21 protein-coding genes are annotated in these 25,395 nt (G+C 74.9%); 9 read left to right on the top strand and 12 right to left on the bottom strand.

Going from position 1 to position 25,395, the window contains the following annotated elements:
- Window positions 1-54 precede the first annotated feature (54 nt).
- The 3 genes from zwf to KK617_RS03420 all read left to right on the top strand — a co-directional run bounded on the left by zwf (window position 55) and on the right by KK617_RS03420 (window position 4,040).
- Window positions 55-1,488: a glucose-6-phosphate dehydrogenase gene (gene zwf, locus KK617_RS03430; RefSeq protein WP_277498112.1), complete on the top strand. Its 1,434-nt coding sequence runs from the start codon at window positions 55-57 to the stop codon at window positions 1,486-1,488.
- Complete coding sequence (locus tag KK617_RS03425) at window positions 1,481-3,322, top strand: glycoside hydrolase family 15 protein (RefSeq protein ID WP_277498111.1); 1,842 nt, start codon at window positions 1,481-1,483, stop codon at window positions 3,320-3,322. The genes zwf and KK617_RS03425 overlap by 8 nt, the downstream gene beginning before the upstream one ends.
- 67 nt (window positions 3,323-3,389) lie before the next feature.
- Complete coding sequence (locus KK617_RS03420) at window positions 3,390-4,040, top strand: vitamin K epoxide reductase family protein (RefSeq protein WP_277498110.1); 651 nt, start codon at window positions 3,390-3,392, stop codon at window positions 4,038-4,040.
- 352 nt (window positions 4,041-4,392) lie between these two features.
- Here KK617_RS03420 and KK617_RS03415 read toward each other — a convergent pair whose 3' ends face one another.
- Window positions 4,393-5,961 (bottom strand): AMP-binding protein, encoded by a 1,569-nt coding sequence (locus tag KK617_RS03415; protein ID WP_277498109.1) that lies wholly within the window; start codon window positions 5,959-5,961, stop codon window positions 4,393-4,395.
- Window positions 5,962-6,079: 118 nt separating this feature from the next.
- On the opposite strand from KK617_RS03415, the gene KK617_RS03410 reads away from it, so the two are divergent.
- Complete coding sequence (locus KK617_RS03410; protein ID WP_277498108.1) at window positions 6,080-6,940, top strand: LuxR C-terminal-related transcriptional regulator; 861 nt, start codon at window positions 6,080-6,082, stop codon at window positions 6,938-6,940.
- A gap of 18 nt (window positions 6,941-6,958) precedes the next feature.
- Here the strand turns inward: KK617_RS03410 and KK617_RS03405 are convergent, their stop codons facing one another.
- On the bottom strand, window positions 6,959-8,119 hold the full coding sequence (locus KK617_RS03405) for an ATP-binding protein (RefSeq protein WP_277498107.1): 1,161 nt from the start codon (window positions 8,117-8,119) through the stop codon (window positions 6,959-6,961).
- Between the two features lie 116 nt (window positions 8,120-8,235).
- Between KK617_RS03405 and KK617_RS03400 the strand changes: the two genes are divergently transcribed.
- Together KK617_RS03400 and KK617_RS03395 are read left to right on the top strand one after the other, a co-directional pair.
- A complete protein-coding gene (locus tag KK617_RS03400) occupies window positions 8,236-9,714 on the top strand; it encodes a carboxyl transferase domain-containing protein (protein ID WP_277498106.1) in 1,479 nt (492 codons plus the stop codon).
- 110 nt (window positions 9,715-9,824) lie between these two features.
- Window positions 9,825-10,214 carry a VOC family protein gene (locus KK617_RS03395; RefSeq protein ID WP_277498105.1) on the top strand — a complete coding sequence of 130 codons (390 nt, stop codon included), beginning with the start codon at window positions 9,825-9,827 and terminating at the stop codon, window positions 10,212-10,214.
- 231 nt (window positions 10,215-10,445) lie between these two features.
- Here the strand turns inward: KK617_RS03395 and KK617_RS03390 are convergent, their stop codons facing one another.
- The 4 genes from KK617_RS03390 to pdhA all read right to left on the bottom strand — a co-directional run bounded on the left by KK617_RS03390 (window position 10,446) and on the right by pdhA (window position 17,658).
- Complete coding sequence (locus KK617_RS03390; protein ID WP_277498104.1) at window positions 10,446-13,967, bottom strand: hypothetical protein; 3,522 nt, start codon at window positions 13,965-13,967, stop codon at window positions 10,446-10,448.
- A gap of 162 nt (window positions 13,968-14,129) precedes the next feature.
- Complete coding sequence (locus tag KK617_RS03385) at window positions 14,130-15,512, bottom strand: dihydrolipoamide acetyltransferase family protein (RefSeq protein ID WP_277498103.1); 1,383 nt, start codon at window positions 15,510-15,512, stop codon at window positions 14,130-14,132.
- A gap of 11 nt (window positions 15,513-15,523) precedes the next feature.
- A complete protein-coding gene (locus tag KK617_RS03380) occupies window positions 15,524-16,501 on the bottom strand; it encodes an alpha-ketoacid dehydrogenase subunit beta (RefSeq protein WP_277498102.1) in 978 nt (325 codons plus the stop codon).
- Complete coding sequence (gene pdhA, locus KK617_RS03375; RefSeq protein ID WP_277498101.1) at window positions 16,498-17,658, bottom strand: pyruvate dehydrogenase (acetyl-transferring) E1 component subunit alpha; 1,161 nt, start codon at window positions 17,656-17,658, stop codon at window positions 16,498-16,500. Before pdhA ends, KK617_RS03380 begins: the two co-directional genes overlap by 4 nt.
- Window positions 17,659-17,860: 202 nt before the next feature.
- On the opposite strand from pdhA, the gene KK617_RS03370 reads away from it, so the two are divergent.
- Window positions 17,861-18,073, top strand: a complete 213-nt coding sequence (locus KK617_RS03370; RefSeq protein ID WP_277498100.1) for a DUF2945 domain-containing protein — start codon at window positions 17,861-17,863, stop codon at window positions 18,071-18,073.
- Window positions 18,074-18,176: 103 nt separating this feature from the next.
- On the top strand, window positions 18,177-18,395 hold the full coding sequence (locus KK617_RS03365) for a hypothetical protein (RefSeq protein ID WP_277498099.1): 219 nt from the start codon (window positions 18,177-18,179) through the stop codon (window positions 18,393-18,395).
- Between the two features lie 53 nt (window positions 18,396-18,448).
- Here KK617_RS03365 and KK617_RS03360 read toward each other — a convergent pair whose 3' ends face one another.
- Complete coding sequence (locus KK617_RS03360; RefSeq protein WP_277498098.1) at window positions 18,449-19,396, bottom strand: cation diffusion facilitator family transporter; 948 nt, start codon at window positions 19,394-19,396, stop codon at window positions 18,449-18,451.
- Between the two features lie 91 nt (window positions 19,397-19,487).
- Window positions 19,488-20,498 carry a glutathione S-transferase C-terminal domain-containing protein gene (locus KK617_RS03355; RefSeq protein WP_277498097.1) on the bottom strand — a complete coding sequence of 337 codons (1,011 nt, stop codon included), beginning with the start codon at window positions 20,496-20,498 and terminating at the stop codon, window positions 19,488-19,490.
- A 134-nt stretch (window positions 20,499-20,632) separates the two neighbouring features.
- Between KK617_RS03355 and KK617_RS03350 the strand changes: the two genes are divergently transcribed.
- On the top strand, window positions 20,633-21,805 hold the full coding sequence (locus tag KK617_RS03350) for a GAF domain-containing sensor histidine kinase (RefSeq protein ID WP_277498096.1): 1,173 nt from the start codon (window positions 20,633-20,635) through the stop codon (window positions 21,803-21,805).
- A gap of 55 nt (window positions 21,806-21,860) precedes the next feature.
- Here KK617_RS03350 and KK617_RS03345 read toward each other — a convergent pair whose 3' ends face one another.
- The 4 genes from KK617_RS03345 to KK617_RS03330 form a co-directional block, all read right to left on the bottom strand.
- Window positions 21,861-22,187 carry a hypothetical protein gene (locus KK617_RS03345; RefSeq protein ID WP_277498095.1) on the bottom strand — a complete coding sequence of 109 codons (327 nt, stop codon included), beginning with the start codon at window positions 22,185-22,187 and terminating at the stop codon, window positions 21,861-21,863.
- Between the two features lie 101 nt (window positions 22,188-22,288).
- On the bottom strand, window positions 22,289-23,170 hold the full coding sequence (locus KK617_RS03340) for a hypothetical protein (RefSeq protein WP_277498094.1): 882 nt from the start codon (window positions 23,168-23,170) through the stop codon (window positions 22,289-22,291).
- Between the two features lie 10 nt (window positions 23,171-23,180).
- A complete protein-coding gene (locus KK617_RS03335) occupies window positions 23,181-24,188 on the bottom strand; it encodes a putative zinc-binding metallopeptidase (protein WP_277498093.1) in 1,008 nt (335 codons plus the stop codon).
- Window positions 24,189-24,278: 90 nt separating this feature from the next.
- Window positions 24,279-25,376 (bottom strand): DUF2510 domain-containing protein, encoded by a 1,098-nt coding sequence (locus KK617_RS03330; RefSeq protein WP_277498092.1) that lies wholly within the window; start codon window positions 25,374-25,376, stop codon window positions 24,279-24,281.
- Between the last annotated feature and the right edge of the window lie 19 nt (window positions 25,377-25,395).

Genomic DNA, 25,395 nt, shown 5'->3' with positions numbered 1-25,395 from the left:
CCCGCGGGCGGCGCGGCCCGGGGCGCAGTTGGTGCCGTCGCGCAGGCTGGGGGCATGTCCGAGCAGACCTCGCAGACGCCGCCCCCGCCCCACGTCGTCGTGCTCTTCGGCGCGACGGGCGACCTCGCCGAGCGCAAGCTCTTCCCCGCGCTGCTGCGCCTGGCGGCGTCGGGGTGGCTGCCCGCGTCGTACCGGGTCATCGGCTCGGGCCGGCACTCCCCCGGCAGCGACGAGGAGTTCCGCGACGGCCTGCGCGACGCGCTGGTCGAGCAGGCGGAGCCCGACGAGCGCGACGCCGTCGACGGGCTGCTCGAGCGGCTGAGCTTCCAGACGGCGTCGGCCGACGACGGCTCCGACCTCGCCGCGGCCGTGCGGGCCGCCGAGCAGGAGGTGGCCGACGAGGCCGGCACCGACGTGGAGGAGGTACGCCGGCTCGTCTACCTGTCGCTGCCCCCGTCGGCGATGACCGACATGATCGGGATGCTCGACCGCGAGGACCTCACCGACCGCGCCCGGCTCGTCGTGGAGAAGCCGTTCGGGCTCGACCTGGCCTCGGCGGAGCGGCTGGACGCCGCGCTGCTCGACGTGGTGAAGGAGGAGCAGGTCTTCCGCATCGACCACTTCCTCGGCAAGGAGGCGGTGCAGAACATCCTCGCGCTGCGGTTCGCCAACGGTCTCTTCGAGCCGGCCTGGGACCGCCGCTCCATCGCCTCGGTGCAGATCGACGTGCCCGAGTCGCTGTCGATCGAGGGCCGGGCGAGCTTCTACGAGTCCACGGGCGCCCTGCGCGACATGATCTCCACCCACCTCTTCCAGCTGCTCGGCTTCGTCGCCATGGAGGACCCGGGCGCGTTCGAGGCCGACGCGGTCCGCGACGCCAAGTCGGCGCTGTTCCGCGCCATCCGCCCCCTCGACCCCGCGAAGGTCGTGCTCGGGCAGTACGCCGGCTACCGCGACGAGGAGGACGTCGCCGACGACTCCGACGTGGAGACGTTCGTCGCCGCCGAGGTCTGCGTCGACAACGAGCGCTGGCGCGACGTGCCCTTCCTGCTGCGCACCGGCAAGTCGCTCGCCGAGGGCCGGCGCACCATCACGCTGCGCTTCCGCGACCCCGAGTCGTCGATGTTCGCGGCGCCCGCCTGCGGCAACGAGCTGGTGCTCGAGCTGACGGACGAGCCGCGGATCACCGTCGACGTGCGCGCCAAGCGGCCGGGGCGCGACTTCGACATCACCATCGCCACCATGGAGCTGCAGGTGCACGGCGACGGGGGCGAGTCGTTCGCGCTCGAGGCCTACGAGCGGCTGCTGCTCGACGTGCTGCGCGGCGACCAGACGCTCTTCACACGCTCCGACGAGGTGGAGCGGCTCTGGGAGGTCTGCCAGCCGGTGCTCGACGACCGCCCCGAGGTGCTCCCCTACGAGCCCGGCTCGTGGGGCCCGCAGGCCGCGCTCGACCTCGCGCCCGGCGGGTGGCGCCTCGGTGACTGAGGAGGCCCGCACCGACCGGGCGCCCGACATCGCCGCCCACGGCCTCATCGGCGACCTGCGCTCCTGCGCCCTGGTCTCCACCGACGGCACCATCGACTGGTTCTGCCCGGGCCGCTTCGACGCGCCCAGCATCTTCGCCGCCCTCCTCGACCCCGAGGTCGGCGGGGCGTGGACCCTGCGGCCGACCGGCGAGGTGACGCGCACGCAGCAGTACTACCTGCCCGACACCGCCATCCTCGTCACCCGCTTCCTCACCCCCCAGGGGGTCGTCGAGGTGCAGGACTTCATGCCGGTCCTGCGCCCCCACGACGACGAGCACCGCCAGCGCGTCGTACGACGGGTCTCGGCCGTGCGCGGCGCCGTGCCGTTCGTCACCCGCGTGCAGGTGCGCCACGACTACGGGCGCGAGGACGCGACGCCCACGCAGGTCGAGGGCGGCATCTCCATCCCCGACGGCCACGTCGACCTGGTGCTGTCCTCCACCCACGACCTGGTGATCGACGGCGGGGTCGTCGTCGCCGACGTCGAGCTGGCCGAGGGCGAGACCGCGCTGTTCGTGCTCGAGGTGCTCGCCGAGGGCGCCGAGCCCGTGCCCTGCGCGGTCGACGACACCGCGTCGCTGCTCGACCGGACGACGTCGTACTGGCGCGGCTGGCTGGCCAGCTCGTCGTACGCCGGCCGCTGGCGGGGTGCGGTCGAGCGGTCGGCCATCACCCTCAAGCTGATGTGCCACGAGCCCAGCGGCGGCGTCATCGCGTCGCCGACGACGAGCCTGCCGGAGGAGATCGGCGGCGAGCGCAACTGGGACTACCGGTTCGTCTGGATCCGCGACGCGGCGTTCACCCTCTACGGCCTGCTGCGCCTCGGGTTCACCGACGAGGCCGCCGCGTTCACCGCGTGGCTCTCGCGCCGCATCGGCGAGGCCGACCGCGACGACCCGACGTACGAGCGCCTCGGCCCGCTGCGGGTGCTCTACGACCTCGACGGGAAGGTGCCGGTCGAGGAGCACGAGCTCGACCACCTCGCCGGCCACCGCGGCTCGCGCCCCGTGCGGGTCGGCAACGCGGCGGTCGACCAGCTGCAGCTCGACATCTACGGCGAGCTCGTCGACTCGGTCTACCTCTTCGACAAGTACGGCGCCGGCATCAGCCACGACGGCTGGTCCGACCTGTGCACGGTGCTCGAGTGGGTGATGGACAACTGGGACCGCGACGACCACGGCATGTGGGAGATCCGGCAGGAGCCGCGGCCGCACACCACGTCGCGCCTCATGTGCTGGGTGGCGGTCGAGCGGATGATCCGCGTCGCCCGCCGCCGCGGCCTGCCCGGCGACATCGCGGCGTGGGGCAAGGTGCGCGACGAGATCTACGAGCGCGTCATGGCCGAGTCGTGGGACCCCGACCTGGAGTCGTTCACCCAGGCCGAGGGCTCCCGCGTGCTCGACGCCGGGCTGCTGCTCATGCCGCTCGTGAAGTTCACCGCCCCCGGCGACCCCCGCTTCCTCTCGACGCTGGACGCCATCGAGGAGCACCTCGTCACCGACTCGCTCGTCTTCCGCTACGACCCCGAGGCGCAGGACTCCCACGACGGCCTCGACGGCGCCGAGGGCACCTTCTCGATGTGCTCGTTCTGGTACGTCGAGGCACTCACCCGCGCCGGTCGGGTGGACGACGCGCGGCTGGCGTTCGAGAAGATGCTGACCTACGGCAACCACCTCGGGCTCTTCGCCGAGCAGGTCGGCCTCACCGGCGAGCAGCTGGGCAACTTCCCGCAGGCGTTCACGCACCTCTCGCTCATCAGCGCCGCGACCAACCTGGACCGGGCGCTGGGCTGAGCGGGCTGCGGGCGGCGGGATGCGGGGGCGCGCGCTCACCCCCAGGAAGCGGGGCTACATTCGCCCGGTGACCGCGCTCGACGTCGACCTCACACCCGCCGAGCGGGCCGAGCTGGAGGCCCTCGAGGCCCGGGACCGCGACCGTCGCCTGGGGTGGCTGCTGGTCGTGACCGGCGCCGTCGGGTTCGTCGCCGCGGTGACGCTGCTGCTGGAGCGGATCCAGCTGCTGGTCGACCCGTCGTACGTGCCGTCGTGCAGCCTCAACCCCGTGCTCAGCTGCGGTTCGGTGATGGTGACCGAGCAGGCGCGGGTGTTCGGGTTCCCCAACCCGGTGATCGGCGTCGCCGCGTTCCCGGTCGTCGTCGCCGTGGGGGCGGGGATCCTCGCCGGCGCGTCCTACGCCCGGTGGTTCTGGGCCGGCCTGCAGGCCGGCGTCGTGCTGGGCGCGGCGTTCGTGGCCTGGCTGATCGCCCAGAGTCTCTACTCGATCAACGCGCTGTGCCCCTACTGCATGGTCGTGTGGGCCGTCGTCGTGCCGCTGGCCTGGCACGTGACCGTGCGCAACGCCGAGGCCGGGGTGCTCGGCGCCGGCCTCGCGCGGTCCGGCGCCGTCCGCGCCGCCCGGAGGTGGTCGCTGCTGGGCGTGGTGGCGGTGTACCTCGTCGTCGTCGTGCTGATCCTCGAGCGGTTCTGGGACTACTGGTCCACGCTGCTCTGAGCGAGTCCCGGTGGTCGAGGTGGCCGCGCCAGCGGCGTTCCGGTGGTCGAGGTGGCCGCCAGCGGCGTTCCGGTGGTCGAGGTGGCCGCGCCAGGGTCCGATCCGGTGGTTGAGGTGGCCGCGCTAGCGGCCCTCGAAACCACCACGACACCCGGGCGTGGTTTCGAGGGGTTGCCAGAGCAACCCACCTCAACCACCGCACGCGGCCACGTCAGACCGGTGGTTGAGGTGGCCGCGCCAGCGGCCCTCGAAACCACCACGACACCCGGGCCTGGTTTCGAGAGGTTGCCAGAGCAACCCACCTCAACCACCGGGGCCAGAGCAACCCAGCCTCGACCACCGAGAGCGGGCCTCAGTCCTCGCGGCGGCGCAGCAGGTAGCGCTGCACCTTCCCGCTGGGGGTCTTCGGCAGCTCCGCGACGAAGTGCACGATGCGCGGGTAGGCGTGGGCCGAGTACTCGTTGCGCACCAGCTGCTGCAGGTCGTGGGCCAGGTCGTCGGTGGGCTCGGTGCCGGACGCCAGCACGACGTACGCCGCGACGACCTCGCCGCGCACCTCGTCGGGCTTGCCCACCACGGCCACGTCGACGACGGCGGGGTGGGTGACGAGCACGCTCTCCACGTCGAACGGGCCGATGCGGTAGCCGGCGGCGAGGATGACGTCGTCGTCGCGGGCCGAGAAGTAGAAGTGCCCGTCCTCGTCGACGCGGCCGGTGTCGCCGGTGAGGTACCAGCGACCGTCGCGGGTGAAGCGCTCGGCCGACTTCTCCGGCGCGTCGTGGTAGCCGCGGAAGAACATCAGCGGCGAGCCCTCGACGTCCAGCGCGATCTGGCCCTCGACCATCCCCGCGGCGAACCCGGGCAGCGCCGGACCCATCGACCCGGGCCGCACCGGCTCGCGCACGCCGTCGGCCCAGCAGTTGACGATGCACATGCCGTGCTCTGTCTGGCCGTAGTGGTCGCGCACCTCCACGCCGAGCGCCCGCTCGCCCCACGCGACGACGTCGGGCGTCAGCGGCTCGCCCGCCGACGAGGCGCGCCGCAGCGTGAAGCCGGTGAAGGAGGGGTCCTTCGACATGGCGCGGTACATCGTGGGCGCGCCCGCGAAGCTCGTCACGCCGAGACGCTCGATCACCCGCCGCGTGAGGTCCGGCGAGAAGCCGGCGTCGACGAGCACGTTGGTCCGGCCCTGCGCCAGCGGGCCCAGCACGCCGTAGTAGAGGCCGTAGGCCCACCCCGGGTCGGCGGCGTTCCAGAACACGTCGTCGGGCCGGACGTCGAGCCCGTGCACGAGGTAGGAGCTGAACGCCGCCAGCGCCCGCACCGGGATCGGCACGCCCTTCGGCTTCCCCGTCGTACCGCTTGTGAAGAGCATCGCCAGCAGGCCGTCGCCGCCGACCACCGCCGGCTCGGCCAGCGGCTCGCGGGTCAGCAGCGCGTCGTACTCCGGCCCGGTCACGAGCACCTCGACGCCCTCGACCGCGTCGAGCTTCGCCCGCTGCGACGGCTCGGTGACGACCAGCCGGGCGCCGCTCCCGCTCACCCGCACCTGGATGGCGCCGCTCGCGAACGCCGTGAAGAGCGGCACCAGCACGGCGCCGAGGCGCCACAGGGCGACGACGGTCACGACGTACTCCAGGCGCTTGCCCATCAGCACCCCCACCGCGTCGCCGCGCCCGACGCCGCGCTCGGCGAGCCCCGCGGCCAGCCGGGAGGAGAGGTCGCGCAGCTCGCCGTAGGTCAGCGCCCGCACCCCGAGGTCGGCGTCGACGAGCGTGAACGCGACCGCGTCGGGGTCGTGGCGGTCGCAGAGCAGCGCGGCCGCGCAGGCGTCGGGTGCGGCGTACTCGGCGAGCCAGCCCTCGATCCTGCGGGCGGTGTCGGGGGTGGTGTCGGGGGCGACGTCGGGGGCGGCGGTCACGGGGGCCTCCTATGATCGGCACGGGTGGTCGGCGTCACATCGTGCGCCGCCCACCTCCCGGCGACCACCCTCCGAGGAGGGGGGCCGGGCGTCGGCGACGAGGGCGGGCGGGGAGCACATGGCGGAGCGGGACCGGGGCGTGGGCGCCGGGGACGTGCGGGCGGCGACGCGCCAGGCGCTGGGGCGGGTACGCCGGGACGCGGCCGTCTCGCTCGCCTTCGCCGGCCGCGTCGAGGACGGCCGGGTCACCCTCGACACCTTCGACGGCCGCACCGTCGGCGCCCTCGCGGGCACCCGCCTGCAGCCCGGGCACGGCCTCGGCGGCCGCGTCATCACCCTCGGCCGGGCGCACGCCTTCAGCGACTACCTGTCCTCGCGCTCCATCTCCCACCGCTACGACGCGATCATCGCCGCGGAGGGCCTGCGGGCGATGGCCGCCGTCCCCGTGGTGGTCGGCCGGCGCCCCGTCGCGGTGCTGTACGGCGCGCTCCACGCCCCGGGCGGCCTCGCCGGGCGGGCCCTCGACGTGCTCACCGCCGAGGCCCGGGCCCTCGAGCAGGAGCTGGTCCTCTCGCGGGCCACGCCGCGACCCGTCCCGCCGCCCGAGGCGCCCGGGCCCGACCCGCTGCGCGAGCGGGTGCGCGCGGCGTACGCCGACCTGCGGCTGATCGCCGGGCAGCTCGACGACCCGCGCCTGCGTGACGCGCTGCTGCGCACCGCCGACACGCTCGCCGAGCGGACCCCGCGGGGCACGGGCGAGGGCCCCGGCGCGACGCTGCCCGCCGTCGCGCTCACGCCGCGCGAGGCAGACGTGCTCGGCCTGGTCGCGCTGGGGCACGGCAACGCGCGGATCGGGGCCGAGCTCGGCCTGACGCTGCACACGGTGAAGGGCTACGTGAAGGCCGTGATGGCCAAGCTGGGCGCGTCGACCCGGCTCGAGGCCGCCGTGCTCGCCCGCCGCCACGGCCTCCTGCCGTGAGCGGCCCGGCTCGGCGGCTCAGCGGGCGCCGGGGAGCTGCACGGTGAAGGTGCTGCCGGTGCCCATCTCGCTCGTGACGGCCACGGTGCCGCGGTGCGCCTCGACGATGGCCTTGACGATGGCCAGACCCAGACCGGTGCCGGGGACGGCGTCGGCGATGGCGGTGGGCACGCGGTAGAGGCGCTCGAAGATCCGCTCCCGCTCCTCGACCGGGATCCCCGGCCCGGTGTCGGCGACGGTGAGCACCACGCTGTCGCCGAGCACCTCGACGCCGAGCACGACGCGGCCACCGGCCGGCGTGAACTTGAGCGCGTTGCCGAGCAGGTTGTCGAGCACCTGCCGCAGCCGCTGCGGATCGGCGCGGGCGACCGGCGCGCGCGCGGCGGCTCCCGCCGTACCCCGCTCGGCGTCCGCGTCGGACAGCCGCGCGACGAGGGTGACGGCCCGGCTGGCGGCCTCGGTGCGGCGCTCGGCGACGGTGGTCCGCACCAGGGCGTCCAGGTCGACGTCCTCCAGCTCGAGGGGCACGGCGTGCAGGGTGCCGGTCGCCAGGGTGAGGAGGTCGTTGACGAGGGTGAGCTCGCGGTGGGCGCTGCGCGCCACCTTGCCGAGCATCGTGCGGCGGGCCTCGGGGCGCAGCGTCTCGTCGAGCTCGAGGAGCATGTCGACGTAGCCGATGATCACCGTCAGCGGCGTGCGCAGCTCGTGGGTGACGGTCGCGAGCATCTCGTCGCGCAGGCGCTCGGACTCGGCCTCGAGCCGGATCCGCTCGGAGATGTCGCGGACGGTGGCGGCCGTCCAGGTGGTGCCGTCGCCGAGCTCGATGGGCGCGAGCGAGATCTCGGCGGGGAACTCGGTGCCGTCGCGGCGCACGGCGGCGAGCTGCAGCAGGCCCATGGGACGCCGGGTGTAGCTCGAGCGGCGCCGCGGGTGCCCGGTGCGGAGGCGGGTGGGCACCAGCACCTCGATCAGCTGCTGCTCGAGCTCGGCGGGCCGGTAGCCGAACACGCCCTCGACCTGGGTGTTGGCCGTGACGATCACGCCCTGGCCGTCGACGATGACGACGGCGTCGGGGACCGCGTCGAGGGTCGCGCGGAAGAGGTCGGGGTGCTCGCTCGCGAGCAGCGCCGTCACCGCGACGGGCCCGTCCTGGCCCGGCGCGCTCCCGGGTGGGGGCATGTGGGGGATCCGATCGCCGTGCCGCACCCGCGTGCGGCCGCCGCCAGGTTACCGGTCGGTCCCCTGGTCGGACGGGAGCCTCGCACGGGCCCGGCCGGCGGGCTAGCGTCCACCCCGTGACCGAGCGACTGACCTCCCACGACCTGATCGACCTCGTGCTCGACGCGGGCAGCTGGCGCTCCTGGGACACCCCGCCCGTGCGGGGGGAGATCTCGGAGGAGTACGGCGCGGAGCTCGCCCGCGCCGCCGAGAAGGCCGGCACCGACGAGTCGGTCGTGACGGGCGAGGCGCTCATCCGCGGTCGCCGCGTCGCGGTGCTGCTCGGGGAGTTCCGGTTCCTCGCCGGCTCCATCGGCCGGGCGGCCGCCGACCGCGTCGTGGCCGCCGTCGAGCGCGCGACCGCCGAGGGCCTGCCCCTGCTGGCCGCGCCCGTCTCGGGCGGCACCCGCATGCAGGAGGGCACGCCGGCGTTCGTGCAGATGGTGCGCATCTCGGCCGCGGTCGCCACGCACAAGAAGGCGGGGCTGCCCTACCTCGTCTACCTGCGCCACCCCACCACCGGCGGCGTCATGGCCTCGTGGGGCTCGCTCGGGCACGTGACCGTCGCGGAGCCCGGCGCCCTGGTCGGCTTCCTCGGCCCCCGGGTCTACGAGGCGCTCTACGGCCAGCCGTTCCCCGAGGGCGTGCAGACCTCGGAGAACCTCTACGCCCGCGGCATCATCGACGCCGTCCTGGCCCCGCACGAGCTCGCCGACATCGTCGACCGCACCCTCACGATCCTGCTCGCCCGGCGCCAGGGCGTGGGCACGGTGCCCGCGCCGGTGCTGGACGCCGTACCCGACGTGGAGACGTGGGACGCCGTCACCCGCTCGCGCGACCCGGAGCGCCCGGGCGTGCGCCGCCTCCTGAAGTACGCCGCCAGCGACGTCGTGCTGCTCAACGGCACGGGCGAGGGCGAGGCGGACCCGGGGCTCATCATCGCCCTGGCCCGCTTCGGCGACGCCCCCTGCGTGTTCCTCGGCCAGGACCGGCGCGGGCAGACGCGGGAGCGGCCCATGGGACCGGAGGCGCTGCGCGAGGCCCGGCGCGGGATGCGGCTGGCCTCCGACCTCAAGCTGCCGCTCGTCAGCGTCATCGACACCCAGGGCGCCGCGCTCTCGGCCGACGCGGAGAACGGCGGGCTGGCCGGCGAGATCGCCCGCTGCCTGGCCGACCTCGTGACCCTCGACGCCCCGACGCTGTGCCTCATGCTCGGCGAGGGCAACGGCGGCGGGGCGCTCGCGCTCCTGCCGGCCGACCGGGTCGTCGCGGCGCAGCACGCGTGGCTCTCTCCCCTGCCGCCCGAGGGCGCGAGCGCGATCGTGCACCGCGACCTCGACCACGCCGCCGAGATGGCCCGGGCCCAGCAGGTGCGGGCGCTCGACCTGGCGGCGCGCGGGGTGGTCGACGTCGTCGTGCCCGAGCAGCCCGACGCCGCCGAGGAGCCCGAGGCGTTCTGCGCCCGCGTCGGCTCCGTGCTCGAGCACGAGCTGTCGCGCCTGCTCGTCGCCGGCGCCGGCTCCGTCGCGCAGCGCTCGCGGCGCTACCTGTTCTGAGGGCCCCTGGGGTCTCCCCGCCCGGGCGGGGAGACCTGTGGTCCGCGGTCGACGCCTGGGCCGCAGACCCCAGGCTTTCCTCGCAGGGTCCGCCGTGGCACGGTGCTGCGATGAGCCTGCACATCGTGAACATCTGCGTCGACTGCGCCGACCCCCGCGCCCTGGCCGCCTGGTGGGGCCGCGTGCTCGAGCTGCCGGTCTTCGACGACGACGCGGACGGCGACGACGAGGAGACCGGCATGACGCTGCCGGACGGCCGCGACCTGCTGTTCCTGCGCGTCCCCGAGCCCAAGACGGTCAAGAACCGCCTGCACCTCTGCCTCGCCCCGAGCGGTGAGGACGACCGGCGCGACGCCGAGGTCGAGCGGCTCCTCGGCATGGGCGCCACCCTCGTCGACGACCTGCGCGCCGAGGACGGCACCGGCTGGGCCGTGCTGGCCGACCCCGAGGGCAACGAGTTCTGCGTGCTGCGCGGCGAGGCGGAGCGCGCCGGTTCCTGACGCGCCCCGGGGGCCACGCCGTACCGGCCGGCCGTCTGCTGCGGTGCTGAGGTCACCTGCGGTGCTGCAGCGTCTGGGACAGGCGCCGGACGCGTGTGCAGCAGCCCGGACACCGCGTTGCACGGGGCGCCGAGCCGCCTGACGCCCGGGGTACGGCGAGGAGGGCCGCCGCCGGTCTCCCGGCGACGGCCCTCCCGTCGGTGCTGCGGTACTACAGGTGCTGCGGTTCGGTCAGCGGCGCACGGGCACCGAGAATGACGCGCCGGCGGCCGCGATGGTCGGGTGGTTCGCGTCCGTCCAGACCCGCAGGCGGTACCAGCCGGTCGGCATCGCGGGCAGCGTCACCCGGGCGAGGCCGTTGCGGACGTTCGCCACGAGGCGCACGTCGCCGTAGACCACCTGGGCGGTGCCGTTGTACGGCGCACCGCTCGAGTTGCCCACCTGGATGCCGAGCGTGCCGGTGCGGCCCGCCGGGATCGGCTGCGGCCACGCCGAGACCAGCAGCGTGGAGCGGGCCTTGCCGACGGTGACCACGACGCCGCCGGTGGCGGGGGTCGTCGTGTCGTCACCGAGGTAGCGCAGGCCGACCCGGTAGGTGCCCGGGCGCCACGACGCCGGCAGGCGCAGCGTGGCCCGGCCGTCGACGACCGCGGCGGTCGCGACCGCGCCGGTGCCCCACAGGGCCTCGACGGTGCCGGTCGCCCCCGGCGCACCCTCGGGCGTGCCGACCTCGACGACGACCGTCGCCGCCGTGCCGAACGAGCCCGTCGCCGTCGCCGGCGCGGTGAGGCTGGTGGTGTCCCGCACGAGGGTCGAGCCCTCGACGACCCGGCCCGTGCCGGCGCCGGTGGCGGTGAGCGCCAGGGCACCGCGCGCGGTGTCGGCCGGTACGGCGAGGCTCGCCGTCGCGACGCCGTCGCCGTCCGCGACGACCCGTACCGGCTCGACGCCGGGCGCGGTCACCGTGACGGACTCGCCGGCGCGGAAGCCGCCCGCGGTGACGGCGAGCGCCGTACCGGGGGTGACCGACGCCGCCACGTCGAGCTCGCCGCCGGTGAGGGTGGCCAGCTCGGCGCACGGGTCGCCGCTGGTGCCGACGGGCGGCAGCTCCGGCACCGCGGTGCCGGTCGGGGTGGCGGCGACGGTGCCGTCGTCCTCGCGGATCGTGGCGAAGACGATGGAGTCGGTGCCCATGACGGCGCCGCGGGTGTTGACCACCGACGCCTTGAGCGCGGTCGACGCGGTCGTGCTGGCCGTCGTGTCGCCGTTGAGCGTGGCGGTGACGACCCGGCAGGTCTCGCCCGGGGCGAAGTCGACGCGCTCCATGGCGGCGCCGGCGCGGGCGGTGCCCGAGCCGAGCAGGGAGACGTAGCCGGTGACGGTCGACGTGGCCGGGCGGTCGAGGTGGACGGCGACGTCGGTCGTGCCGGGCGCGTCGCCCTCCTCGGTGGCCGGGGCGAAGACCTCGACGACGGGCAGGTCGCCGACCCCGAGGTCGCCCACGGCGGACGACTCGAACGCGAGGTCGGACAGGTAGGCACCGCCGGTCGTGGCACCGCCCTCGACCGGGGCGCCCGTGAGGCTCACCTCGCGGAGGTCGCCCAGGTCGAGCCCGGCGGCCGACAGCGTGCCGAGCGGCACCGCCAGCTGCTGGAGGACGATCTTGCCCAGCGTGCTGGCGCTCGTCGCCGTGTCCGAGGACGGGAGGCGGCGCAGGGCCTGCGGGTTGAGCTCGGAGACCAGCGCGGACCAGCGGGCACCCGTGCCGTCGACGACGGTGAGGGTGGCGTCGGTGCCGCCGACGACGGTCTCGTCGGCCGCCACCTTGAGCGACAGGCGCTCGTACGGGCTGGCGTCACGGCGCGCGGCCGGTACGGCCACGCGCAGCCCGGCGCCCGCGGCGGTCCAGCTCAGCCGGGTCATCGGCGTGGCGGGCACGTTGGTCGCGTTGGACGCGGGCGTCCAGTGCGGCACCTGGGCCGACTGCGCGGTGGTGGCGCAGGCCGGCAGGGTCTGGCCGACGGTGCGGCCGCCGAGCGAGGCGCAGACGGTCGCCGTGGCGCCCGTCGTGGTGCGGATGAGCGAGCTGGTCTGCTCGAACGTCGCGACCGTCGAGCGGGCCGACGCGGGCGCGGTGGCCTGCGTGCGGACGTCCTCGGCACCGAGGGCGGCCGGGACCGCGCCCGTGCCGTCGAACATCGGCAGGAACTGCTCCTCGCCGCCGAGCGTGAGGCGGAACCAGGCGGCCATGTACGACGTGCCCTGGTCGTACTGCTCCTGCGCCGTCATGCGGATCGACGTCGCAGCGGTGCTCGGGGCGGTGCCGCAGACCGGCTCGGTGGCGCGGGCGCTGGCGGGGTTCGTGCCGCTCCAGTCGTCGCTGACGCTGTAGCGGTAGACGCCCGGGGTCCAGACCGTGTTGTAGAAGTTGTGGTTCGCGCCCATCACCCACGTGCCCGAGCGCAGCGCGTCGTCGCCGAACGCGTAGCGGCTGTCGTCGAGCATGTGCTGGCCCTGCTGGTTGCTGACGTCGCCGTCGCAGTAGGGCAGCACGACGTTCATCGCGAGGCCGGGCACCGTCATGCGGCCGAAGTCGACCGGGGCCAGCGGCAGCACCGAGGTGAAGCCGAAGGGCTCGTCGCGGGCGCCGTTGAGCGTCGCCGCCGACGTGATGCCCTCGCCGCCGCGGGAGTGGCCCATGAGGCCGACGTTGGTGAGGTCGAAGCGACCGACGAGGTCGCTCGCGGCGAGGTCGTCGGGCGCGTCGTACCCGCCGACGAAGCCCTCGGAGCGCTCCGCCACGGCCGCCGTGCCGGCGTCGAGCGCCGCGTCGAGCGTGACGTCCGCGTCCGTCGCGGCGTCGTGGAGGACGACGGGCTCGCCGGCCGAGGCGTCGGCGAGCAGGTCGAGGGTGTCGAGCACGAGCTGGCCGCGCGCGACGGCGCCCTGGTCGGCCGCGAGCTGGTTGTCGTTGGCGTTGATCGCGTTCGCCGAGATCGACACCACGGCGTACCCGTGGCTGGCCAGGGTGCGGGCGGTGCCGTCGTACCCGAGGTAGCTGGGGATCGACAGCTGCGTGGCCGAGCAGGGCCAGCGGTCCGGGTTGGCGTCCCCGGTGCCGTAGCAGTAGCTGTGGCGGCCGTGCAGCAGCACGACCGTGGGCCGGGCCTCGTCACCCTCGGGGAGGTAGAGCTTGCCCTCCATCTCGCCGCGGATGCCGCCGATTGCGGCGAGGTCGACGGACTGGTCGCCGAAGGAGTAGACCGCCTCGTCCCAGGCGAGGTCACCGAGCGCGGCCGGGTCGTCGGCCAGCGCCGCGAGCGCGGACGCCTCGGGGGTCGCGGCGGGCGCCTCGGCGGCGAGGCCGGCGGCGCCGGTCGGCGCCGTGCTGGCCCAGCCGGGCTCGACGGTGCGGGCGCGCAGCACCGAGGCGTCCGTGGTGACGGCCGCGAGGCTGAGGCCGTCGGCGGACTCCGTGGCGACGCCGAGCGACTGGCCGTCGACCACGATGGTGGGCGCGTCGGAGACGATCGGCAGCGGCGCGTCGAGGTCGACGGTCACCTCGTAACCGCCGGGGACGACCTCCACCTCCCAGTCGTCGCCGGAGGGTGCGGTGGTCGGGGCGGCGGACGCGACGCCCGCGGACAGGGTCGCCGCGACGAGCGCGGCGCCGCTGAGCGCTCGGACGGCGTTCCGGGTGGCGCTCCGGGCGCGGGGCGCTCCGGAGCGGGTGAAGGCAGGCAGCAAGGACAAGACAGACCTCTCGTGGCCGCGGGGGACGGGTGCCGGCGTCACGCCCCGGGGGGAGGGTCGTGCTGGCAGCCGGACGCTACGGAGGGCCTGTTTCTAAAACGTTTCAATCGTGGGGCGGTCGGGCACGCACCCGCGGGGACGCCCCCCGCGGGTGCGCCGACCTCAGAGCAGCAGCGCGTTCGCCGGGTCCTCCAGCACGCTCGCGACGTCGGTGAGGAACGCCGCCCCCGTCGCCCCGTCGACGTGGCGGTGGTCGAAGCTCAGCGTCAGCGTGACCACGTCGCGCGGCGCCAGCGTCTCCGTGCCGTCCGCGTCCGTCACCACCCACGGGCGGCGCTGGACGGCGCCGAGGCAGAGGATCCCCGACTCGCCCGGGTTGATGATGGGCGTCCCGCCCTCGATGCCGAGCACCCCGACGTTGGTGATGGTGAACGTGCCCCCGGCCTGGTCGGCCGGCGCCGTGCGTCCCTCGCGCGCCGTCGCGACCAGCTCGCCGATCGCCCGGGCGAGCCCCGGCAGCGACAGCGTGTCCGCCGCCTTCACGTTCGGCACCACCAGCCCGCGCGGCGTCGCGGCCGCGATGCCGAGGTTCACCCGCTCGCGCAGCACGACCTCCCCGGCGCCGTCCGCCGCGTCGGCGTCGAACCAGGAGTTGAGCAGCGGCGTGCGGCGCACCGCGAGCGTGACGGCCCGCGCCACGAGCAGCAGCGGGGAGACGGGCAGGTCGGCGAAGTCGCGCCGCGCCCGCAACCGGGCGAGGTACGCCGTGGACGCGCTCACGTCCACCGTCGTCCAGATCGTCACGTGCGGCGCCGAGAACGCCGAGGCCACCATCGCCTCGGCCATCGCCCTCCGGACGCCCTTGACCGGCTCGCGCGTCTCCCCGACCCCGTCCGGTACGGCGGCCCGCACCGCCGCGGGGGCCTGCTGCCCGGCGGGGGTCGGGGCGGGGGCGGCGGGGGCGGCGGCCCGCTGCACGTCCTCCCGCGTGACGTCACCGTGCGGGCCCGTCGGCGTCAGCGCCGCCAGGTCGACGCCGAGGTCGGCCGCCAGCCGGCGCACGGGGGGCTTCGCCAGCACCCCGGCGGGCGGGGCGACGGCCACCGCCGCGGGCGCGCGGCGGGGGCGGCGCGCCGTACCGGTCTCGCGGGGGCCGTAGCCGACGAGGGTCGCGTTGCCCTCCGGCGGGACGTTGGTGTCGATGGGCTCGTGGGGGGTTCGAGACGCCGGCTCGCTCCGCTCGCGGGGCTCCTCACCCACCGCAGACGCCGGCTCGCTCCGCTCGCGGGGCTCCTCACCCACCGCAGACGCCGGCTCGCCGACGGCGATGATCGGCGTCCCGACGGCGACGGTCTCGCCGACCTCGACGAGCAGGGCGGTGACCTCCCCGGCGTACGGGCTGGGCAGCTCGACCACCGACTTGGCGGTCTCGATGTCGACGATCGGGTCGTTGACCTCGACCACGTCGCCGACCTTCACGTGCCAGGCGACGATCTCGGCCTCGGTGAGGCCCTCGCCGACGTCGGGCAGGTTGAACTCGGGCACGGGCGGGCTCCTCAGAAGGCCAGGGACGCATCGACGGCGTCGAGCACGCGGTCGAGGTCGGGCAGGAAGTGGTGCTCGTTGCGGGCGGCGGGGTAGGGCACGTCGAAGCCGCCGACCCGCAGCACGGGCGCCTCGAGGGAGTAGAAGCACTGCTCGCTCACGCGGGCGGCGACCTCCGCCCCCATGCCGAGGTTGGTGTGGGCCTCGTGGGCGACGACGACGTGGCCCGTGCGACGCGCGGACTCCACGACGGGGCCGAGGTCGAGCGGGGAGAGCGTGCGCAGGTCGATCACCTCGAGCGACCGGCCCTCGGGCACGGCGGCCTCGGCGGCGGCGAGGCACGTGCGCACCATGGGGCCGTAGGTGACGAGCGTGGCGTCGGTGCCCGGGCGCACGACGCGAGAGGCGAGGAACGGCGGCGGCTCGGCGGTGGTGTCGAGCTCGGCCTTGTCGCCGTGGTACTGCCGCTTCGGCTCCAGGAAGATCACCGGGTCGTCGCAGGCGATCGCCTGCTGGATCATCCAGTAGGCGTCGACGGGGTTCGAGCAGGCCACCACCTTCAGGCCGGGCGTGTGCGCGAACTGCGCCTCCGGGCTCTCGCTGTGGTGCTCGACCGCCCCGATGCCGCCGCCGAACGGGATGCGGATGACGACGGGCAGCCGCACCCGTCCCTGGGAGCGGTAGGACATCTTCGCGAGCTGGCAGACGATCTGGTCGTACGCCGGGTAGACGAACCCGTCGAACTGGATCTCCACGACGGGCCGGTAGCCGCGCATCGCCATGCCGATCGCCGTGCCGACGATGCCGGACTCGGCGAGCGGCGAGTCGTGCACGCGGCGCTCCCCGAAGTCCTTCTGCAGACCGTCGGTGACGCGGAAGACGCCGCCGAGCCGGCCCACGTCCTCGCCCATCAGCACGACCTTGTCGTCGGCCTCCATGGCCGCCCGCAGGCCGGCGTTCAGCGCCTTGGCCAGGGTCACGCGGCTCATCGGGAGACCCCCGGCGTCGTCGCGGCCGGCGCGTCGAACTGCGCGAGGTACGCCGCGTAGGCGTCGCGCTGCTCCGCCAGCTCGGGAGGCGTGTCGGCGTACACGTGGTCGAAGAGCGCGAGGGGCGCCGGGTCCGGCAGCTCGCGGCAGCGCCGGCGCAGGTCGGCCCCGAGGTCGGCCGCCTCCTGGTCCAAGGCGGCGAGGTAGGCGTCGTCGATCGCGTCGGCGCGGCGCAGGTAGGTCTCGACGCGCGCGATCGGGTCCTTGCGGCGCCAGGCGTCGACGTCGGCGCCGGAGCGGTAGCGGGTCGGGTCGTCCGTCGTGGTGTGGGCGCCCATCCGGTAGGTGTAGGCCTCGACGAGCACGGGGCCCTCGCCCGAGCGCGCCCGGTCGGTCGCCGACCGCATGACGGCGTACGTCGCGAGCGCGTCGTTGCCGTCGACCCGCACCCCGGGGAAGCCGAACGCCGGGGCCCGCCAGTGCAGCGGCGTGCGCGACTGGCGCTCGATCGGGGCCGAGATGGCCCACTGGTTGTTCTGGCAGAAGAAGACGACGGGCGCGTCGTAGGTCGCGGCGAAGACGAACGACTCCAGCACGTCGCCCTGGCTGGAGGCGCCGTCGCCGAAGTGCGCGATCGCGCAGGCGTCGCGGGCCGGGTCACCGGTGCCGACGCAGCCGTCGGCGGTGAGGCCCATGGCGTAGCCGACCGCGTGGAGCGTCTGCGCGCCGATGACGATCGTGTAGAGACCGACGTTGTGCTCCGCCGGGTCCCAGCCGCCGTGGTCGACGCCGCGGAACAGGCCCAGCAGGTGGGCGGGGTCGACGCCCCGCACCCACGCGACGCCGTGCTCGCGGTAGGTCGGGAAGAAGAAGTCCTGGGGCCGGGTGGCGTGGGCGGCGCCGACCTGGGCCGCCTCCTGGCCGAGCAGCTGGGCCCAGATGCCGAGCTCGCCGTGGCGCTGCAGCGCGGTGGCCTCGGTGTCGACGCGCCGCACGAGCACCATGTCGCGGTGCATCGTGCGGACGAGGTCGTCGTCGCCGTCGAAGTGGTGGTCCGGGTGCTCGCGCCGCTCGCCCTCGGGCGTCAGCAGCTGCACGTAGTCCGGTTCGCAGTCGGCCGACTCGTGTGCGGTCGGCGCGCCGGTCAGGATCGTCATGGCCCGCTCCTCGCCCGGCCGCGGGGTCACCGCCGTCGGGCTCGTCGTGACGGCCCCGGTACGGCGCGGGGGTGGGGCGCCGGTCGGGTCGTCGGGTGTGTAGTGTTGTGACCCAGGTCACTGGGCGCCACCACGGTAGCGGACCGGGCGCCGGCGGGCGAGACCGGCGCGCACCTGAGGACCCCCGACGTACGTTGACGAGATGAGCATCCGCAAGGGGACGACGGTCACGTGGAAGTGGGGCAGCTCGGAGGCGAGCGGCACGGTCACCGAGGTGCACCACGACAAGGTCACGCGCACGACGAAGGGCAACGAGGTCACCCGCAACGGCAGCGACGACGACCCGGCCTACGTCATCGAGCAGGAGGACGGCACCGTGGTGCTGAAGCTGCGCAGCGAGGTCGAGCGGGACTGAGCCGGAGCGAGCCCGGCGACCGCCAGGTGTCGACGAGGCGGCCGTTCGGGGGCGCTGGTCCGGCAGCCTTGGGCGGGCCCGGCGCCGTGGCTACGTTCGATCCATGAGCGCACACGACGACCGCCCCGAGATCGACCTCTCCGCCGTCGCCGGCGAGGACACCCCGCCGCAGACCGCTCGGACGGACGAGGAGCAGGTGCCGGCCGAGCGGGACGTCGAGCGGCACCAGCAGGACGACGACCAGGGCGGCGGCGCCAGCCTCGGCGGCACCATCGCCGGCCAGGAGGGCGGCTACCCGGTGGACGGCCCGCCCCTCAGCTGAGCGCCGGCACGAACCCGTACGGCGGGCGCCCGCCCGCCGTGGGTCCCGCGGCCTCAGTGGGCCTCGCCGAGGTCCTCGTGGGCGCGGTGGGTCGCGGGCTCGATCTGGAACGTCGCGTGGCGCACCTCGAAGTGCTCCGCCACGCAGTGGCTGATCCGGTCGAGCATCCCGCCCACCCCGTGCTGCGCCAGCGCCTCCTCGGTCACGGTGACGTGCGCCGACAGCGACGGCAGCCCCGACGTGATGGTCCAGGCGTGGAGGTCGTGCACGTCGAGCACGCCGTCCATCGACCGGATGTGGGCGGTGACGGCGGCGAGGTCGAGGTCGTCGGGCGCCACCTCCAGCAGCACCCGCAGGGCGTCCCGGGCGAGGCTCACGGCGCGGGGCAGGATCATCACGGCGATGAGCAGGGAGGCGACAGGGTCGGCGCGCTGCCACCCGGTCACCAGGATCACGACGCCGGCGGCGATCGCGAAGACCGAGCCGAGCAGGTCGGCCACGACCTCCATGAGCGCCCCGCGCAGGTTGAGCGAGCCGGTGTCGGAGCGGCTCAGCACCGCCATGGACACGCCGTTGGCGACGAGGCCGCTGAGCGCGAACAGGATCATCGGGCCCGCGTCGACCTCGCCCGGGTCGACGAGTCGGCTCGCCCCGAACCACAGCAGCACGGCGCAGAGCCCCAGCAGCACCACCGCGTTCGCCAGCGCCGCGACCACCTCGGCCCGGTGGTAGCCGAACGTGGAGCGCTCCCCCGCCGGCCGCGCCGCGACGTACGACGCACCCAGCGCCAGCAGCACGCCACCGGCGTCCATCGCCATGTGTGCGGAGTCGGCGACCAGCGCCAGCGACCCGGTCAGCAGGCCCCCCACGGCCTGGAGCACCATGATCGAGCCGGTGACCGCGAGCACGATGCGGAGCCGGCGACGGTCCGCCGCCCGGCCGGCCCCGTGGGCGCCGTGACCGCCCGGGCCGCCGTGGCCGTGCCCGTGACCGTGCCCCATCGCTCCTCCTGACCGTCCGCCCGATGCCGCCGCGACCATACCCCCAGGGGGTACCTTGCGGCTGATTCTCGTTCGCCCGGACGGGCCCGGCTCAGCGGGCGAAGGCGGGCGTGGGCCCGAGCGCCTCGCGCCCGTGCGGCGTCGTCCAGCCCGACAGGTCCGGGCCCTTCGGCACGACCTGCGTCGGGTTGATGTCGCTGTGCACCACGTAGTAGTGCGCCTTGATCTGGTCGAAGTCCGTGCTCTCGCCGAAGCCGGGCAGCTGGTAGAGGTCCCGCGCGTACGCCCAGAGGACGGGGAGCTCGGTCAGCTTCTGCCGGTTGCACTTGAAGTGGCCGTGGTAGACCGCGTCGAAGCGCACCAGCGTCGTGAACAGCCGCACGTCGGACTCCGTCAGCCGGTCGCCCAGGAGGAACCGCCGGTCGGCCAGCCGCTCCTCCAGCCAGTCGAGGGCGGTGAACAGCCGGTCGTACGCCGCGTCGTACGCCTCCTGGGAGCCCGCGAAGCCGCAGCGGTAGACGCCGTTGTTGACCTCCGTGAAGACCCGCTTGTCGACGACGTCCATCTCCTCGCGGAGGTCGTCGGGCCACAGGTCGGGGGCGTCCGCGCGGTGGTGGTCGCGCCACTCGTGGAAGAGGTCGTGGGTGATCCACGGGAAGTCGTTGGTGACGACCTCGCCGCTGGCGACGTCGACGATCGCCGGCACGGTGATGCCGCGGGGGTAGTCGGGGTAGCGCCGGAAGTACGACTCCTGCAGCCGCTCGACGCCGAGCACCGGGTCCCGGCCGTCGGGGTCGAGGTCGAAGGTCCAGGAGCGCTGGTCGTGCGTGGGGCCCGGCGTGCCGAGGGAGAGGACGTCCTCCAGCCCGAGCAGGCGCCGCACGATGATCGCGCGGGTGGCCCAGGGGCAGGCCTTCGCCGCGACGAGGCGGTAGCGACCCGGCTCGACCGGCCACAGCGGCACGTCGGCGGGGCCGTGCGCGGGACGCCGCGGCTCACCCGTCGCCGGGTCGACCGCCGTGATCCGGTCCGGGATGTAGTTCATGTCCCGGTCGAACCCACCGCCCTTGATGACGTAGCCCGGCCCGCTGTCCTCGCTCATGGCCCCCAGCGTAGGCAGGCCGCACCCGTCGCCGGGGTCACAGCCCGGTCGGTGCCCGTCACCGGCGCCCCGGCGGCTACCGTGCCCACCTGACCGCGCCGCGGCGCGGACGACCGAGAGCGGGAGGCCCACGGGTGAGCGCGGAGACCCTGATCGCGGAGTACCGGGTGCTCGACCAGCCCCCGGCCGCGCTCCAGGGCGTCGTCGAGACGGCCGCGCTGGTCGCCGGGGTGCCGCTCGCCTCGGTCAACATCTTCACCGCCGGAGCGCAGCACCAGGTCGCCGTCGTGGGCATGGCCCCCACCGTGGTGCGGCGCGAGCACACCATGTGCGCCGTCGCGGTCGACGGCGACGAGCCGGTCGTCACCGGGGACGCCCGCCTCGACCCCCGCTTCGCCGACCACCCCTTCGTGACGGGCGAGCGCGGCTCGATCCGCTTCTACGCCAGCCACCCGCTCCGCACGCCCGACGGCACCGTCATCGGCACCCTCTGCGTCTTCGACGACCAGCCGCGCGAGCCCGACGCCGCCCACGTGCGCTCGCTGGCCCACCTGGCCGACCGGGTCGTCGACGTGCTCGAGCTGGACCGGCGCACCCGTGCCCTGCAGTCCGCCCTGCGCTCCGCCGAGGACCTGCGGGCCGAGCTCGAGCGCTCCAACGAGCACCTCGCCGCCTTCGCCGGGCAGGTCAGCCACGACCTCGCGAACCCGCTGGCCACCGTGGCGATGGCCCTGCAGCTGCTGGAGCTGCAGCTGGGCGCCGTGCCGGCCGACGCCGTCGAGTCCCTGCGCACCGCCCAGCGCGGCGCGGACCGCATGCGGACCCTCGTCGCGGAGGTGCTGGCCTACGCCCGGGTCGGCGGGAGCCTCCAGCGCCGGCCCGTCGACCTCGCCACGACCACGGCGTCCGTCGTCGCCGACCTCGGGGACGCGCTCGCCGGGACCCGGCTCGAGGTCGGGCCGCTGCCCACCGTGCCGGGCGACCCCGTGCAGCTCTCCGCGGTGCTCGCCAACCTGCTCGGCAACGCGGCCAAGCACGCCGGGCCCACCCCCACCGTCGAGGTGGGGGCGCGGCGCGTCGAGGCGGGCTGGCGGGTCGAGGTCACCGACGACGGCCCCGGCATCGACCCCGCGGACGCGGAGCGGGCGTTCGAGCCGCTGGTGCGCCTCGACGCCGCCGGTGGCGACGGATCGGGTCTCGGGCTGGCCACGTGCCGGCGCGTCGTCGAGGCCCACGGCGGCACCATCGGGCTGCTGGCGCGCCCGGACGGCGGCACGGTGGCCTGGTTCGAGCTGCCGGCGGTCTGAGCCGCCGGGGGGCCGACCGGGGGGCCGACCGGGTCGCCCCGACCGGCCGGGGGCCTCAGCCCCAGACGCCCGTGGACAGGCGGCGGTGCGTGGTGGCGCGCACCTCGGCGGCGTCGCCGAGGCCGCTCACGTGCTCGCTTGGCTCGCCGGTCTTCTCGTCGACCACCCAGGCCACGAGGTTGCGCGACCAGGAGACGGAGCCGTACGCCGCCACGTGCTGCAGGACCGGTCCGACGCTGCGCTGCATGACCTGCGGCTCGCCCTCGCGCACCAGCGCGCGGGCCAGCTCGCCGGACGTGACGGGCTCGGTCGTCTCGCGGGCCCGGGACACCAGGTAGGACTCCGCGCGCTCGGCGAGCACGGGCACGGTTCTCTTCGTCATCTGGGCAACTTAACCGCTGCAGGCCCCGCAGCGGCCATCGGCGGACGTCCCCCGTCGCGCGGCAGCCGCGCGGCGCAGGCGCGACGACCGTGCGGCAGGCCTCAGTACGCCGCGCGCGGCGGCGCTGCGGGACGGCGCCGGCGTACCACCGCGAGCGCGACGACGAGCAGCACGGCGACGACGACGGCGACGACGAGCGCGGTCAGCGCCCGGGTCCGCAGGCCGGCGAGCAGCACCTCGAGCACCGCCGAGGCCAGGTCGCGGTCGGCCGGGTCGACCTGCAGCTCGGCCACGTCGGCCCCGACGCCGAGAACGGCGAGCAGGGCCCCCGAGGTGATGGCCGCGCCGATCGCCGCGACGAGCCCGACACCCAGGCGCGAGCGTCCGGCGGGCAGCGCGAGGGCCACGACGAGCAGCACCACGGCGAGGACGGGCAGGAGCGTGCCCGCGCCCACGACGCTGGTGTAGCCGTCGCGCACGTCGGCCAGGCGTTCACCCGAGGCCACCCGGAACGTCATGGCCCCCTCGGGCACGGCGCCGGTGGGCACGCCCCGCGCCCCGAGCTCCTCCAGCGCCGCGTCCAGCAGCGGCCGCAGGGAGACCTCGAAGCTCTCCCCGTCGCCGCGGCCGTCCATGATCGCGAGGAACTGCTCGTGGGCCGAGCGGTTCGCCTCCTCCCACGCGGCCACCAGCTCGTCGCTGTCGAGCACGTCCTCCACGGTCGCGTCGACGACCTCCTGGACGGCCGCGGGCAGCTCGACGCCGCCCAGGCGGCCCTCGACGGCGGCGGTGACCGCCGTACCCAGCCGGTCCACGACCTCGGCGCGCACGACCTCGTCGCGGGCCACGTCGCTCACGTTCTCGACGTAGGCGTCGGTGTCGTCCACCTCGGTGTCCGCCCACGACGCCACGAGGGCGAGGGGCAGCACCAGGGCGAACACCAGCGCCACCATGGTGCCGAGCGTCGTCCGCAGTCCGCGCACGTGTTCCTCCTCAGACGTCGGCGTCGCTGCCGGCGCCGGACTCGGCGAGGGCGGCGACGAAGTCCAGCTTGTCGAGCACGGGGTCGGGGATGACGAACGGGTAGAGGTCGTCCTTCCCCATGGACTTGTTGATCTCGTTGAGCGCGATGCTCAGCGGCACCCAGACCCCGACCACCAGGTCGCGGAAGGAGCCGAACACCGACGGGTTGACCGTCAGCAGGCCCTGCTCGACGGCCGTGTCGACGGTGTCGGAGATGTGCAGGTAGTGCGCGAAGGTCTCGGCGAAGTCCTCGAACGGGTGCATCGTCGCGTACGTCGTGATGTAGCGCCGCTGCCAGTCGTCGGGCGGGCCCTCGGAGTAGTGCCGGTCGATCTCCGCCTGGTAGTCGCGGGTGTCGTCCCCGAACAGCTCGCGGCACCGGGTCAGGAGCGCGTCGCCCGTCACGAGCTTGAACTCCACGTAGTGGCCCACCTCGTGGCGCAGGTGGCCCAGCATCGTGCGGTAGGGCTCTCCCAGCTCGACCCGCACGCGCTCTCGGCGGGCGTCGTCGGTCTCGGCGAGGTCGATGGTGATGACGCCGCTGGCGTGCCCGATGACGACGTTCTCCTCGACGCTGCTCAGCATGTCGAAGCACAGGCCCGTGTCCGGGTCCTCGTCACGACCCACGACGGGGAAGCCCAGCACGTCGAGCTCGTGCACCAGCCGGCGCTTGGCCGCCTCGGCGGTCGGCAGCTGGGCGAGGCCCTCCGCGTCGTCGTCGGCCGGGCGGGTGCGGGTCAGCGCGCAGGCCCCGCAGGGCGTGCCCGGCTCCGCGCTGAGCCAGTTGCAGCGGACCGCGCGCCGCAGCGAGCACGTGTGCCACGCCGTGCCGCCGGCGTCGACGTACCGCCCCTCGTCGTCGACGGGAACCATCGCCCGCTCGGCGCGGGAGAAGCCCAGGGCCGTGCCGCACGAGACGCACCGGGAGTTGTCGAAGTAGAGCGCGTTGTCGCACACGCGGCAGCGGAAGGCCTTCACGAGCGGCAATGGTGGCACGGCGGGGAAGCGCACCGGGGCCCCGCCGACGGAGCGGCGGGGCCCCGGTGCTCGAGCGGGTGGTCGCGGGCCTCAGAGCCCGTCGACGACCTTCCACTCGCCGTCCTCGCGGACCATCTCGAGCTCGTCGGAGCCCTCCTCGGCCTCGTCGCCGACGGCGTCGCGGATGTCCTCGTCGTCGCCCGTGTACTCGGTCGTGTAGTCGAACTCGACCGTCGCCTCGTCACCGTTCTCGGTCACCTTCGTGATCTCGGTCGAGATCTCGAAGTCCTCGGTCGAGAAACCGCCCTCGTCGCCGGCGGACTCGATCTCGTCGGCCAGCCCGGCGCAGTCGTCGACGCCGTCGAAGGTCTCGAACTGCTCCTGCTGGGAGTCCTCGCTGGAGAGCTCGCAGGCCTTCTCGTAGTCGTTGTCGGCGACGGCGTCGAAGTACTCCTCCGCCGCGTCCTCGGCGCTGTCCCCGCCGCTGAACACCGTGAGGAACAGCACGAGGAGGATCACCAGGGCGATGACCACGCCGGCGATGATGCCGATCAGCTTGCCCTTGCCCTTGAGGGCGCCGCCGCGGCCGCCGTGGCCCGCCGCCGCGCTGGCGCCGCCGGGGCCCCAGCCCTGCTGCCCGTACGCCGGTGCGCCGTGCTGGCCCCCCTGGCCGTAGCCCGGCGCGCCGTACTGGCCCGGCTGCCCCGGCTGACCCGGCTGGCCCGGCTGACCCTGGCCGCCCTGGCCGTAGCCGGGCTGCTGGCCGTAACCGGGCTGCTGGCCGTAACCGGGCTGCTGGCCGAACGACTCCTGCTGGCCGAACCCGCCCTGCGGGCCGAAACCGGGCTGCTGGCCGAAGCCCTGCTCGCCCTGGCCGGGTGCGCCGTACCCGCCCTGCTGGCCCGGCTGGCCCTGCTGGCCCTGCTGACCCGGCTGGCCGGTCTGGCCCGAGGCGGCCGCCTGCTCGAGGCGGCGGGGGTCGTGCGCGACCTGGGTGCGGTCGGCACCGGCACCGCCGTCGGCGCCCGGCGTGCCGGCGGGGTCGCCGGCGGCGCTGCCGCTCGCGGCGTCCCCGAGGTCGCCGGGGCCGGGCTGGGTGTGCTGGGTCCAGGCCTGGCCGTCCCACCAGCGCTGGGTGCCGGAGCCGTCGTCGTACCAGCCGGCGGGAGTCGTGCGGTCGTCCGTCATGGGCGCCATCATGGCCCGC

It is taken from the genome of Nocardioides sp. ChNu-99, assembly GCF_029493445.1.
Taxonomy (GTDB): Bacteria; Actinomycetota; Actinomycetes; order Propionibacteriales; family Nocardioidaceae; genus Nocardioides.
This window is presented reverse-complemented; position numbering and strand designations above follow the sequence as displayed.